The sequence below is a fragment of the Bacillus sp. Bos-x628 genome, assembly GCF_040500475.1.
GTDB classification, from domain to species: domain Bacteria; phylum Bacillota; class Bacilli; order Bacillales; family Bacillaceae; genus Bacillus; species Bacillus maqinnsis.
On sequence record NZ_CP159358.1, the window covers coordinates 889,725 to 901,972 of the forward strand.

Here is a 12,248-nt window from a genome sequence, read left to right on the forward strand (position 1 = left end):
ACAATTGATCCGTTATCCTTCTCAGCCTCTCTGGACTGTGTTAAAGAATCTCAATGTCTTTGTTCATTATTTCAGAAAAAAAACAGCCTGTCAATTGTTATTTCTTAATGAATCGATAAAATTCTGCATATCATCTGGAATTGGTGCGGAAAACTCGATGTATTTTCCTGTTCTCGGATGATTAAATCCTAATACACCAGCATGTAGCAATTGTCCATTGAAATCAATCGTTTTTCTAGGACCATATTTGGGATCTCCCGCAAGCGGATAACCAATATATTTCATATGAACACGAATTTGGTGAGTTCTTCCTGTTTCAAGACGGCATTCTACAAGCGTGAAATCTTTGAAACGTTCGATGACGTCAAAATGAGTGACAGCCTGCTTTGCGTTTTCTTTTGTGACAGTCATGCTTTGGCGATCTTTTTTGTCTCTGCCAATAGGTGCATCAATCGTCCCTGTATCATGTTGGATGATGCCATGAACAACGGCTGTGTATTTTCTCGTGACTGTCTTGGCAACCAATTGATTGACTAATGATTCGTGCGCCATATCATTTTTAGCAACCATTAACAGCCCAGACGTATCTTTATCAATTCGGTGGACAATCCCAGGTCTCATGACCCCATTAATGCCCGATAGATCATGACAATGCGCCATAAGACCATTGACGAGCGTTCCTGACACATGGCCTGGTGCTGGATGAACGACCATTCCTCGTGGTTTATTCACCACAAGTACGTCTTTATCCTCATAATAAATATCAAGATCCATTGGTTCTGCCTCAATATTTAATGCTTCTGGCTCTGGAATATTCACTTTGATTTGATCGCCAGTTTGAACTTTGTAATTCGCTTTCACTTGTTTCCCGTTTACTTCAATCAGCCCATCCTTTACCCACTGTTGGATTTGGGTTCTTGACCACTCTGGTTCATTGGTGCTTAAAAATTTATCAAGCCGTTCACTCGTTTGTTCTTCTGAAACGGCAATGTTTATTTGATTCATGTAGTTGACTCCTTATTTTTCTTTCCATCTAACAGCATTTGAATAAAGAGCAGAATAACCCCTACACATAGAGAAGAATCTGCAATATTAAAGATTGGATAATGATAATCCCCGAGCACAAAATGGGCAAAATCAACCACTTCCTGACGGAAAATTCGGTCAATGAAGTTACCTATCGCTCCGCCAAGCATTAAGGCTAGTGCGACTCCAAGCAGCTTGTCCTTTTGTCCATCCCGCTCTAAATAATAGATAATCCCAGCAATAACAACGAGTGTGATCACATAGAAAAACCACATTTGTCCTTGAAGAATTCCCCATGCGGCTCCTGAATTCCGGTGAGAGGTGATATAAAAGAATCCATCAATGATTGGAATGGAATCGCCGATCATCATATTTTTGACAATGAGCCATTTTGTTAATTGATCTAAACAAATTATAACGAATGCGATTATGTAATAGAACACACACGTTCCTCCATCTTCATACTTTGATCTTTAAGCATTTTATCAAGAAAACAGGAATGAGTAAAGAAACTTTAGTTGACAGACAAAAACCTCCCTACATGTGGAAGGCTTCAAAATGCGAATCATTTGAATCATTAGGATATGGGGTGAATGCTTTTTTCTCATATTGCTTATGATATAAAAAATCGTCAATCGTGCGTGCTGTAGGTAAAATACTCATTTGTTCAAGTGGAATCGTGTGACCTGTATTCTCACATATGCCATATGTTCCTTGTTCTATTTTTGCTAAAGCAAGCGAAACATCTTGTAGCTCTTCTTTTATATGGTAGAGGAGGGTTGTTGTTTTGTCGTGATTCATTGTTACATGTTCAGCAGGTGAACGAAATGATGCATATTCAAACAGTTTTGATTGTAATTCATCTTTCATTTGAAGGAGTTCCATGTAAATCATGTGTAGATCGCCATTCATGTCGCTAACTCAACTCCTGCTCTGTCGTGATAATCATATTGTTGCCCCACCTGTTTACTTTAAAGCCATAAGATTTTTCCTTTCGTTCTAAACGCTGTCATTTTCTAAAATAAGAAAGCACCCCGCAATATACGGGGCGCTAGTTCATCAATTGGTGATGTTAATTTTGGTAATATTTCTCCACGATTTCTGCGTTTTTCAGTGACAATGTTGGGTATTTCGGATTTGCGCCAACATCTTTTGAAATCATGCGAGAACGTTCGCACAGTTCTCCTTCGGCTTTTTTAACAACGATACGTCCTGATGTGTATTCGGGTGCAGATGTCTCTGCATCCTTCTCATCTTCCACATTCAATTCTGAGATGATAAAGAGCTGTTTGACATCTTCTTTAATGGACGCTAGAAGAGTTTTGACTTCATCTGTCGCATAAATTGTGACACTCGCTTCAAGTGAACGTCCAATTACTTTCTCATTACGCGCAATCTCAAGCGCTTTTAGGACATCATCACGTACTTCCATAAAGCGATCAAACTTCGTTTCTGTTGCTTCAGCTTGAGGAACCGCTATTCCTTCTGGCATATCTGTTAACTGAACGCTTGGCTCTTCAACAAAGGTTAGATGGCTCCATAATTCATCTGCTGTATGCGGAAGAATTGGTGCTATCAGTTTCACTAGGGCCATTAATGTTTCATAGAAGACTGTTTGCATGCTGCGGCGGTCTGGATGATCTGCATGCTCAATGTATACGACATCTTTTGCAAAATCCAGATAGAATGAGCTTAGCTCAATCGTACAGAAATTATGAATTGCATGATATACGATAGCAAATTCATAATCGTCATAAGCTTTTTTCACTTTATCAACTAGTTTGTTTAATTTGATCAAGATATATTGATCCACTTCACGAAGCTTTACTACTGGCACTGCATTCACTGCCGGATCAAAGTCAAACAAGTTTCCATGCAGGAAGCGGAGCGTGTTCCGAATTTTCCGGTAAACTTCTGCCACTTGCTTTAGAATTTCATCAGACACCGGGTGATCGGCTTGATAGTTCACAGAAGACACCCAAAGTCTAAGAATTTCAGCACCAAGCTGTTTTGCAACCTTCGTCGGATCAATTGTATTTCCTAATGATTTACTCATCTTACGTCCTTCTTTATCAAGTGTAAAACCATGACTTAGCACACTTTTATAAGGTGCTTTTCCAGTGACAGCCACCGATGTTGATAATGATGAGTTAAACCAGCCTCGATATTGGTCAGATCCTTCAAGATAAAGGTCTGCCGGGCGAACAAGATCTTCTCTTTCTTCTAAAACGGCCTGATGAGAAGAACCTGAGTCAAACCATACATCCATAATGTCTTGCTCTTTTGTAAATTTGCCATTTGGACTACCTGGATGCGTAAAGCCTTCTGGCAGTAATTCTTTTGCTTCTTTTTCAAACCAGATATTCGAACCATGCTCTCTAAATAATTGAGACACATGCTGAATCGTTTCATCTGTTATGATCGGCTCTCCATTTTCCGCATAGAAGACTGGAATTGGCACTCCCCATACACGCTGTCTTGAAATACACCAGTCACCTCTGTCACGCACCATGTTGAACAGGCGCGTTTCGCCCCATGCTGGAACCCATTTCGTTTCTTTAATATTATCTAGTAAAGCTTCTCTAAAGTCTTTAATTGATGCAAACCACTGCGCTGTCGCACGATAAATGGTTGGCTTTTTCGTTCTCCAGTCATGCGGATAAGAGTGCGTAATAAAGTCGAGTTTTTTCAGTGCACCTATTGCTTCAAGCTGTTCTGTAATGGCTTTATTTGCATCTTCATAGAATAATCCTTCAAAACCGGGTGCTTCTTCTGTCATGACACCTTTTTCATCTACTGGACATAACACCTCAAGACCATATTTCATACTCACAATGAAGTCATCTTCCCCGTGACCTGGTGCAGTGTGTACACAGCCTGTTCCCGCATCAGTTGTCACGTGATCACCAAGCATAACGAGAGAATCTCTTCCGTAAATCGGATGCTCTGCAACGACTCTGTCAAGTTCTATTCCTTTTACTGTTTTAACGACTTCGTATTCATCAAAACCGATCGTTGTTGCCACTTGTTCAGCAAGCTCAGATGCAACGACGTATCGTTCATCTCCTACTTGCAGCACACTATACTCAAGATTAGGATGGACACAAATGCCAAGGTTTGCAGGAATCGTCCAAGGGGTTGTCGTCCAAATGATAAATTGTTCCCCATTTTCAAGTACGCCTTTTCCATCTTTCACTTTAAATGCAACGTAAATAGATGGTGATCGTTTGTCTTTATATTCAATTTCCGCTTCAGCTAGTGCTGATTCACTTGAAGGAGACCAGTTGACTGGCTTCAATCCTTTATAAATGTATCCTCTTTTTGCCATTTCACCAAATACAAGAATTTGCTGAGCTTCGTATTCAGGCTTTAATGTCACATATGGATTGTCCCAATCTGCTCTTACACCTAGTCGTTTAAACTGATTGCGCTGACCTTCAATTTGCTTCCAAGCGTATTCTTCGCAAAGTTTACGGAATTCTGCTGTTGACATTTCTTTTCTTTTAATTTTTTTATTTTTGGTAAGCGCTGTTTCAATCGGCAAGCCATGTGTATCCCAGCCCGGTACGTAAGGTGCATGGAAGCCATTCATGGACTTAAAACGAACAATAAAATCTTTTAGAATTTTATTTAGCGCATGTCCCATATGAATATCACCATTCGCATATGGAGGTCCGTCATGCAAAATAAATGTCGGGCGCCCTTTTGTTCGCTCCAATACCATTTGATAAATATTTTTTTCTGCCCATTCTTTTTGAATTTCAGGCTCTTTGTTTGGTAAGTTCCCTCTCATCGGAAATTCTGTTTTCGGCATTAATAAGGTGTCTTTGTAGTTCATATCTATTCCTCCAAATGCAAATTCAGATTAAAGAAAAACAATAAAAAAAGCCCTCTCATCCCATAAGGGACGAGAAGACTTGTCTCGCGGTACCACCCTTTTAGATCAACGATAAATGATCGTTCATCCACTCAAAAATCGTAACGTGATTAGACGCCTTTTCTTACTGGTTCATTTCAGAAAAGGAACTAAAGGGGTGATCTCATTGCAGCGCTTCGTAATGTCAGGCTTCCACCATCCCTGATTCGCTTTATTACGCATAAAACAGCTGCGAGTGTCCCTTTCAAACGTTTATCTCTTGTGCATTTATGATGGTATTATATGCAACGTGTGCACGTCATGTCAAGATAACGGATTATTCTTTTTCGTCAAGGACAGCGTCGACTTCATATTCCAGCAAATGATCCCAATCATCATTTTTCAAAAGATCGAGCTGTGCTTCAATGAGCATTTGGAAACGAGTTCTAAAGACCTTCGACTGCTTCTTCAGCTCCTCAATCTCCATTGCAATCTTTCTTGATTTAGAGAGCGCTTCATTGATGATACGGTCTGCATTTTTCTCTGCTTCACGAATAATTAGTTTCGCTTCTTTATCAGAATGACGCTTTACATCTTCAGCCGCTTCTTGCGCCACAAGAATGGATTTGTTCAAGGTCTCTTCAATTGTTGCAAAATGACCTAATCTTTCATCAAGCTCATTTACTTTATCTTCAAGCTCGTTCTTTTTACGTAATACGATTTCGTAATCTTTGCGTACTTGGCTTAAAAACTCGTTCACCTCATCTTCGTCATAACCACGAAAACTTTTTGTAAACGTTTTATTATGAATATCATTAGGTGTTAATGGCAACCTGGCCACCTCCAGTTTCAAGTTCGTTATGTCAGAAGCTCAAATGTTACTTTAAATTTATCTTTTTTCGTCTTACCCTCAATTGTCTTCAAACTAAACCGGCCAAATCCTCGGACAGAGAGCTGATCTCCTTCGCCGATTGTGAAAGAAGGATCTTCTGTGACTTTCCAGTTCACTTTGACCAGACCATTTTTGACCAAAAGTTGTGCTTTTTGACGAGATTGTCTGCTGACAGCAGCACAGACAGCATCCAGCCGCAAGGAAGAAATCGTATCTTCTTTGATGTCTGTCCTGCTGATGACAGGCTTTATGTGCGTCTGATCAATTTCTTCTAATGAAACTGCAGCTCTTCCAACATGCGTTAGCTGAGTTCGAACAAAATCAGCTACATCGCTTGTACAAATAAACTGTACAGATTCCTCAGAAAATAGCAAATCCCCGAACTTTTGACGTTTCAAGCCGATTCCCATGAGTGATCCGAGGAGTTTCGGGTGTTCAATGGATATAAACTTTTTCGCATAGTTCACCTGAAAATAAGATAGCTCAAAATCCTCAAGAGACGGCTTTAAATATTCAGGATAAATGACGGCTCTTTTTCGTTCCGCTTCATCGTACCCACCAAAAAACATAAGACCGAGTTCGTCTGAATGCTGGATCACTGATTGAGTAATAAACTGCTCACGCGGATCAAGAAAGTCTGTCAGTTTTAATCGATATTGATCGAGTGCAATTTTTTTCCAACCTAACACTTGATCGACAAATGGCTGTTCGTCTTTTCTGAAATGTTGATATATATCGCTCATTTTGTTCCCCTTTTATGTAAAAGGGCTTGGCCTCTGCCAAGCCTGGCAGCCGTATTAAATGATACGAGCAAGCATTTGATAAAGACCGCTTAATCCATAATATGATGCAAAGTGAAGCACAAACAATGCCACAATTGGCGAGATGTCAATCATGCCAATTGGCGGAATAATTTTACGAAATGGTTCTAAATACGGTTCACAAATGGATGTCAAAAAGTGGCCAATTGCTGTTTCTCTGGCAGAAGGTACCCATGACATAAAGATGTAAATAATAATCGCATATGAGTAAATCGTTAACACAGTCTGTAAAATGTTAAAAATGTAATCTAGAATCACTTTGATTTACCACCTCTGAGGTTCTTCCTCTGTCAATAGTTCTGATATTGTGCCAGATACATCCACATTATCAGGTGTGCAGAGGAATATATTCGAGCCAATACGTTGAATGTCTCCACCGATTGCATAAACAGTGCCGCTTAAAAAGTCGATAATTCGCTTTGCTTGATCGTGCTGAATCCGCTGCAAATTAACGACGACTGCACGTCTGTTTTTAATATGGTCTGCAATCTCTTGCGCCTCTGCATAAACACGCGGCTCACTTAACACCACTTTAGAGGATTTTTGCACGCTTTGCAAGCTGACAACATTTTGTTTTCCAGTTTGCGGACGCTCTTGAAATGCTGCTTTATCTCTTGTTCCTTTTTCTTCTTGAACTGGTTCTCTGTCTTCATCAATATATTCGTATTCATATTCTTCATCATCAAGTGTGAAAAAGCTTTTAAACTTATTTTTTATGCTCATGTCACGCACCTCCTGTTTCATTTCCGACAAGTGAAGAGCCAATCCGAACAAATGTCGCACCTTCTTCAATTGCAATTTCAAAATCGTTTGACATCCCCATAGATAAATGCTGACAAGGTGCATTTTCTTGGTTTAGATGTTTTACCTCTTCTTGAAGGCTTCTTAGTGTTTTAAAGCAGTTTCGGATCACAGCATGATCATCTGTAAATGGAGCCATCGTCATCAATCCAACGATTTCAATATGTTTAAAATCAGCTAGCTGCCTGACAAACGGTATCACTTCTTCACTTTTCAAGCCGTGCTTCGACTCCTCAAGAGATGTGTTCACTTGAACAAAACAGCGAACAGTGTGATCTGCTCTTTTTTCAATTTCATTCGCAAGGGAAATTCTGTCAAGCGAATGTAAATAGTCAATCGTATGAATGACAGATTTCACTTTTCTTGTCTGTAAACTGCCGATGAAGTGCCAGTTAATGCATTCATCGGTTATGGCAGCTTGTTTTTCAAGCAGCCCTCTGTCACGATTTTCACCAAAATGTACAATTCCTGCTTCTTTGGCTTCAATGGCACGTTCGATCGAGACATATTTCGTTACAGCCACTACAGATACATCCTCTGGATTTCTCCCTGCTCTTTTACATGCTTCGTTTATTTGTTCATTTATTTGTCTGAATTTCTCTCGTACTTTCAATTGCACTTATGCCTCCTTAAACCCGACAAAAGACATCATACGTCCAGTTCTCCCTTGATCACGCCGGTGTGAGAAGAAAAGCTGATCGCTACAGCTTGTGCACATCGAACTGACATATATGTTTTCTTCTTTTATTCCTGCATGAAGCAATACGTTTTTGTTTAATGTTTTTAAATCAATTTTGTATTGTCCCACTGAAATCTCGGAATACACATCCTCTGCTGGAAAAGGAAGCTCTTTTACTTGATCTATAACGACATCATCTACTATGTAGCAGCAAATGCCAATCGATGGACCAATCACAACCTGTATATGATCGACTAGCACACCTTCCTGACTGCTCCATACATCAACCATTTTTGCGCCAATTTGCTTGACAGTTCCTTTCCAGCCGGCATGAGCCGTTCCAATAAGTCCTTCATGGGGCGCTAGAAAATAAAGCGGAACACAGTCAGCAAAACAAAGAGCGAGCATCATGTTTTTTTCAGAGGTATATAGACCATCTGTTCTAGGCAGGGCCTCATGATAATGAAGGCTTCCTTTTCCCTTTTGCTCTTTGGTGACTTTCATGATGTGATCCTCATGGGTTTGGTCGGCAAATACCCAATTAGAGAGCGGCATAGCGGTTTCCTCTGCTATGACTTGACGATTCTTTTGGACACTGGCAGCATCATCTCCTACATGGAGTCCAGTGTTCAATGATTGATATGGGGAAAGGCTAAAGCCACCATTTTTGGTCGTAAATCCGGCTATAACCTCTCTACCAGAACACCTCATGTTCGTCCAATCATGAATTGTCATTGCATAAGGCGTTTTCAGCCGAAAGGGGTCACGTATGTGTTTCAAAGCTACCTCCCGCCTTTCATTCTCTCTCTTAATATCGCTCCTATTTTACCACAAGAAATGCACAAACAGTTAGTAGGATTCATTAAATAATACACTCAAATGTGCCCTTTCTTCATGTTTTTTTACAAATTGATATGAAAACGTAATCTTTTTAATCAAAAAAGGCATTGTTTGCTGGGTGAAGAAATGATAAAGAGAATGAAACGATTCATAGAGGGTTTATATCATTTTAAGAAGACAATCGGACAAGAATCACATCTTCGCCAATTTTTACTATATTTCGCCATGGGACGATCATTTCCTCTTCTTTTCCGAAAAATCCCATCATTTTACCTGTGCCGCCAATAATAATGGCTTGGATTTTCCCGCTTGTGACATTGATATCAATATCGCCAATTGTACCAAGCTTTTTCCCACTGGACACATCGACGACATCCTTGATTTGAAATTCAGAGATACTCATCATCTTTCCTTCCCCGCCTTTCGTTTTCTACTATAATATGTATGATGGAAAAGCTTGAACGCATACCAATTGTTTCTCAAGGCTGCAATTTACTTAAGTGAGGCCGGCCATTACTCCACATTACCTCAACTTGACAATTAAAAAAGGATGAAAGCACTTCGCTTGTCAATATTTGTTTAGTATCTCCTTTAGCAAAGACAGTTCCTTCTTGTAATAATAAAGTGTGCTGAAAAATCGGTAAAATCTCTTCAGCATGATGGGTCGTATATAGTAAAGTTGGGGCATCAGGCTTTGATGCAATAGATGAGATCGTTTCTAACACTTGTTCTCTTGCTAAAAAATCAAGACCTGTTACTGGTTCATCTAATATCAGCAGTTCGGGATTATTCATTAAAGCTCTCGCAATCAATACCTTTTGTTTTTCACCTTGCGAGAGGGTTTCATACGTGCGATTGGCATACTTGAATGATCCAAAGGCTTTTAAAAGATCAATCGCTTTCTCTCTCATACAATCGGTTGGTGATTCATAAAGCCCAATAGAAGCAAATGCTCCGCTTAATACAATCTCAAAAGCATGATCTTCTGCATGTAGTTTCTTTTCAAGACCTGCGGAGATGAGACCTATCTTCCTCCTCAGCTTCTCACCGAGTGCCTCCTTTCCAAATACATGTCCTAAAACTGTCATCTCACCTGATGTCGGAAAATAATACGAACACAACATATTCAAAAGAGCGGTTTTCCCAGCACCATTTAACCCATAAAGCACCCAGTTTTCCTTCTCCTTTACTTGCCAGTCTACATGGTGCAATATCCATTTCCCATTTCGTTTTAAAGAAACATCCTTTAATTCAAGTGACACGACATTTTCCTCCTGCATCAAAATAGTCAGAATATACGAATAATTACTGTCTACAGCATATCTTAAATAAACATTTCAGTAAACCTATCATAAAAAAGCTGCTCCTAATTGAAGGAACAGCTTCTTTTCTTTATTATGAAATTTTAATGCGTACGCCTTCTTTTATGTCAGGAAACGTATGCGGGGATGCAAAAACAGCTCCAGGTAATACATCATCAAACGGCTCTTGGAAGTAAATCGAAATATGGCCAAGTTCTTTAAAGTTTTCATTTGCTTGATTACCTAATGCAGTGATTGTGTACGTTTGTTCGCCCACTTGAATGGTTCCGCCTAGTTTCAGCGGCTCTTCTTCTAAGTGCTCGAATTCATGAATGACAGACATGTCCTTTAGTTCTTGCGGCGCTGCTGGTCCAAATAAAACAATCAGCTTATCTTCTTTAAACTGCGGGACTAAGATCCCAATTTCTTTTACAACAGATTGTGTCACCATATATCTCGATTCCTCCTTTAATGCGTTTAATACATACCGAAGCTGGCAACGTATGCGATTACAACAGATAGGACCCCTGTAATGAGGCGGCTATATAAAACAGCTGGTACGCCATATTGTACCGTTTCCGGCTTTGCTTCACCAAGTGATAGACCAACAGGAATGAAGTCACACCCTACTTGACCATTAATGGCAAATAATGCAGGAAGCGCAAATTGTGGCGGAATGTTGCCAAGTGCAATTTGACTTCCGATAAGAACACCAATGACTTGTGCAATAACGGCTCCAGGTCCTAAGACAGGTGATAAAAATGGCAATGTACAGATAACAACGAGTAGTAAGAGCCCCCATAAAGAACCTGCCAAAGGTGATAAGAAATGGGCGATGAGATCACCAATTTTTGTATAATTAATAATTCCAATTAACATACTGACAAATGCCATAAATGGAATAATATTTTTCAAAAGCATATCAACAGAATCACGACCCGCCTGATAAAACGTTCCGGTTACTTTCCCGATCCCTCTTGAGAATCTCATCAGGAAATTTCCTTTTTCCTGACGTTCGATATTTTCCTGTTTTAACTTTGAATACGTTTCTTTAACCTTCTCCCTGTCAATCGTCTCGCCAGTCTCTTGACTTTCTGTCTTCATCTCACCATCAGATGCTTCAGCATAGGATATATCTTTTTCTGTTACTCCTGATACGAAGATATCATCTGTAATATGTTTTGCAAGTGGTCCAGAAGGAGAGGATGCTAACACATCTACTGTCGGGATACGCTTCATTGGATAAAGCCCAATTCGTGCCGTTCCTCCGCAGTCAATGACAACGCACATCATTTCATCTTCTGGAATTGAGTTTTTAAAGCCATCATATGCTTCTGTACCTGTCATTTCAGCAATTTTGCGTGCAACGGGGTGAATACCGCCCCCTGTAATCGAAACGACCTTTCTTCTTTTACCGGTTGGTTCAATCTCTAACCCTTTTCCCCATCCGCCAGCACCTTTTGAAACAAATACTTTGTGGTTTGTCATGTCTAACCCTCCCCTATTGTGAATTCGCTTTCATTTTTCCTGCTAAATATTTTGTTATCCATTCAGTCATGATTCCACGTAGTAAAATGACAACAATCCCGACTAAAAAGTAACGAACAGCAAGCTCTGACATCGAGTATCCTGCCTCTTTAATTCCGTTCGCAATTCCTAAATAGACAAACAGTTCTCCTGCATTTGCATACGGGAACAGTGATGTAACGGGATGAACAAATGAAACAGCCGAATCATAGAATGCTGGTTTTTGTTTTTCAGGCAAGAAACGACCAAACGTATAAGCCATTGGATTTGTCAAAATAAGAACGGATAGAATCGGCATTAATGTATAGCGTAAAATCGTGTATTTTGCTGCAAACTGGATGGCTCTATTGACTCGCTCTTCTCCAATAAACTTCATGACTGCATAGGTAAAAGTAAGTAAGACAACAAGCGTTGGAACGATACCTGTCATAAGACTCATGAATTGCTTTCCGCCGGCTTCAAACATTCCGATAAAATGCTCCCCAAACCATTGAATCCATTCCAT

15 protein-coding genes are annotated in these 12,248 nt (G+C 39.9%); all 15 read right to left on the reverse strand.

From position 1 onward, the window contains the following. Positions 1-90 precede the first annotated feature (90 nt). Positions 91-1,005: an RluA family pseudouridine synthase gene (locus ABVJ71_RS04640; protein WP_353855827.1), complete on the reverse strand. Its 915-nt coding sequence runs from the start codon at positions 1,003-1,005 to the stop codon at positions 91-93. Beyond that, positions 1,002-1,469, reverse strand: a complete 468-nt coding sequence (gene lspA, locus ABVJ71_RS04645) for a signal peptidase II (protein ID WP_353855828.1) — start codon at positions 1,467-1,469, stop codon at positions 1,002-1,004. The genes ABVJ71_RS04640 and lspA overlap by 4 nt, the downstream gene beginning before the upstream one ends. 94 nt (positions 1,470-1,563) lie before the next feature. Next, a complete protein-coding gene (locus tag ABVJ71_RS04650) occupies positions 1,564-1,938 on the reverse strand; it encodes a TraR/DksA family transcriptional regulator (protein WP_353855829.1) in 375 nt (124 codons plus the stop codon). Between the two features lie 160 nt (positions 1,939-2,098). After that, positions 2,099-4,864, reverse strand: a complete 2,766-nt coding sequence (gene ileS / locus ABVJ71_RS04655; protein ID WP_353855830.1) for an isoleucine--tRNA ligase — start codon at positions 4,862-4,864, stop codon at positions 2,099-2,101. 355 nt (positions 4,865-5,219) lie between these two features. Next, the gene (locus tag ABVJ71_RS04660) at positions 5,220-5,714 is read right to left on the reverse strand and encodes a DivIVA domain-containing protein (protein WP_353855831.1); all 495 of its coding nucleotides are present in this window, start codon (positions 5,712-5,714) and stop codon (positions 5,220-5,222) included. Positions 5,715-5,740: 26 nt separating this feature from the next. Then, the gene (locus ABVJ71_RS04665) at positions 5,741-6,517 is read right to left on the reverse strand and encodes an RNA-binding protein (RefSeq protein WP_353855832.1); all 777 of its coding nucleotides are present in this window, start codon (positions 6,515-6,517) and stop codon (positions 5,741-5,743) included. Between the two features lie 54 nt (positions 6,518-6,571). Then, entirely contained in the window at positions 6,572-6,853 is a 282-nt protein-coding gene (locus tag ABVJ71_RS04670; RefSeq protein WP_353855833.1) for a YggT family protein, read from the reverse strand. Positions 6,854-6,859: 6 nt separating this feature from the next. Continuing rightward, entirely contained in the window at positions 6,860-7,318 is a 459-nt protein-coding gene (locus ABVJ71_RS04675) for a cell division protein SepF (protein WP_353855834.1), read from the reverse strand. 1 nt (position 7,319) lies between these two features. After that, positions 7,320-8,009: a YggS family pyridoxal phosphate-dependent enzyme gene (locus ABVJ71_RS04680; protein WP_353856557.1), complete on the reverse strand. Its 690-nt coding sequence runs from the start codon at positions 8,007-8,009 to the stop codon at positions 7,320-7,322. Positions 8,010-8,015: 6 nt separating this feature from the next. Beyond that, positions 8,016-8,810 carry a peptidoglycan editing factor PgeF gene (gene pgeF / locus ABVJ71_RS04685; RefSeq protein WP_353856558.1) on the reverse strand — a complete coding sequence of 265 codons (795 nt, stop codon included), beginning with the start codon at positions 8,808-8,810 and terminating at the stop codon, positions 8,016-8,018. A gap of 274 nt (positions 8,811-9,084) precedes the next feature. Further along, positions 9,085-9,321: a YlmC/YmxH family sporulation protein gene (locus tag ABVJ71_RS04690; RefSeq protein ID WP_353855835.1), complete on the reverse strand. Its 237-nt coding sequence runs from the start codon at positions 9,319-9,321 to the stop codon at positions 9,085-9,087. Positions 9,322-9,394: 73 nt separating this feature from the next. Next, complete coding sequence (locus ABVJ71_RS04695) at positions 9,395-10,177, reverse strand: ABC transporter ATP-binding protein (protein ID WP_353855836.1); 783 nt, start codon at positions 10,175-10,177, stop codon at positions 9,395-9,397. Between the two features lie 133 nt (positions 10,178-10,310). Beyond that, positions 10,311-10,667, reverse strand: coding sequence for a PTS glucitol/sorbitol transporter subunit IIA (locus tag ABVJ71_RS04700; protein WP_353855837.1), 357 nt, complete (start codon positions 10,665-10,667; stop codon positions 10,311-10,313). 26 nt (positions 10,668-10,693) lie between these two features. After that, positions 10,694-11,704 (reverse strand): PTS glucitol/sorbitol transporter subunit IIB, encoded by a 1,011-nt coding sequence (locus ABVJ71_RS04705; RefSeq protein WP_353855838.1) that lies wholly within the window; start codon positions 11,702-11,704, stop codon positions 10,694-10,696. 13 nt (positions 11,705-11,717) lie between these two features. Next, the gene (locus ABVJ71_RS04710; protein ID WP_353855839.1) at positions 11,718-12,248 is read right to left on the reverse strand and encodes a PTS glucitol/sorbitol transporter subunit IIC; all 531 of its coding nucleotides are present in this window, start codon (positions 12,246-12,248) and stop codon (positions 11,718-11,720) included.

Excerpts from the sequence above, each read along its gene's own strand:
- ABVJ71_RS04640 (WP_353855827.1), bottom strand. The coding sequence starts at position 1,005 with ATGAATCAAATAAACATTGCCGTTTCAGAAGAACAAACGAGTGAACGG.
- ABVJ71_RS04650 (WP_353855829.1), bottom strand. The coding sequence starts at position 1,938 with ATGAATGGCGATCTACACATGATTTACATGGAACTCCTTCAAATGAAA.
- ileS (WP_353855830.1), bottom strand. The coding sequence starts at position 4,864 with ATGAACTACAAAGACACCTTATTAATGCCGAAAACAGAATTTCCGATG.
- ABVJ71_RS04665 (WP_353855832.1), bottom strand. The coding sequence starts at position 6,517 with ATGAGCGATATATATCAACATTTCAGAAAAGACGAACAGCCATTTGTC.
- ABVJ71_RS04675 (WP_353855834.1), bottom strand. The coding sequence starts at position 7,318 with ATGAGCATAAAAAATAAGTTTAAAAGCTTTTTCACACTTGATGATGAA.
- pgeF (WP_353856558.1), bottom strand. The coding sequence starts at position 8,810 with ATGACAATTCATGATTGGACGAACATGAGGTGTTCTGGTAGAGAGGTT.
- ABVJ71_RS04690 (WP_353855835.1), bottom strand. The coding sequence starts at position 9,321 with ATGATGAGTATCTCTGAATTTCAAATCAAGGATGTCGTCGATGTGTCC.
- ABVJ71_RS04700 (WP_353855837.1), bottom strand. The coding sequence starts at position 10,667 with ATGGTGACACAATCTGTTGTAAAAGAAATTGGGATCTTAGTCCCGCAG.
- ABVJ71_RS04705 (WP_353855838.1), bottom strand. The coding sequence starts at position 11,704 with ATGACAAACCACAAAGTATTTGTTTCAAAAGGTGCTGGCGGATGGGGA.
- ABVJ71_RS04710 (WP_353855839.1), bottom strand. The coding sequence starts at position 12,248 with ATGGAATGGATTCAATGGTTTGGGGAGCATTTTATCGGAATGTTTGAA.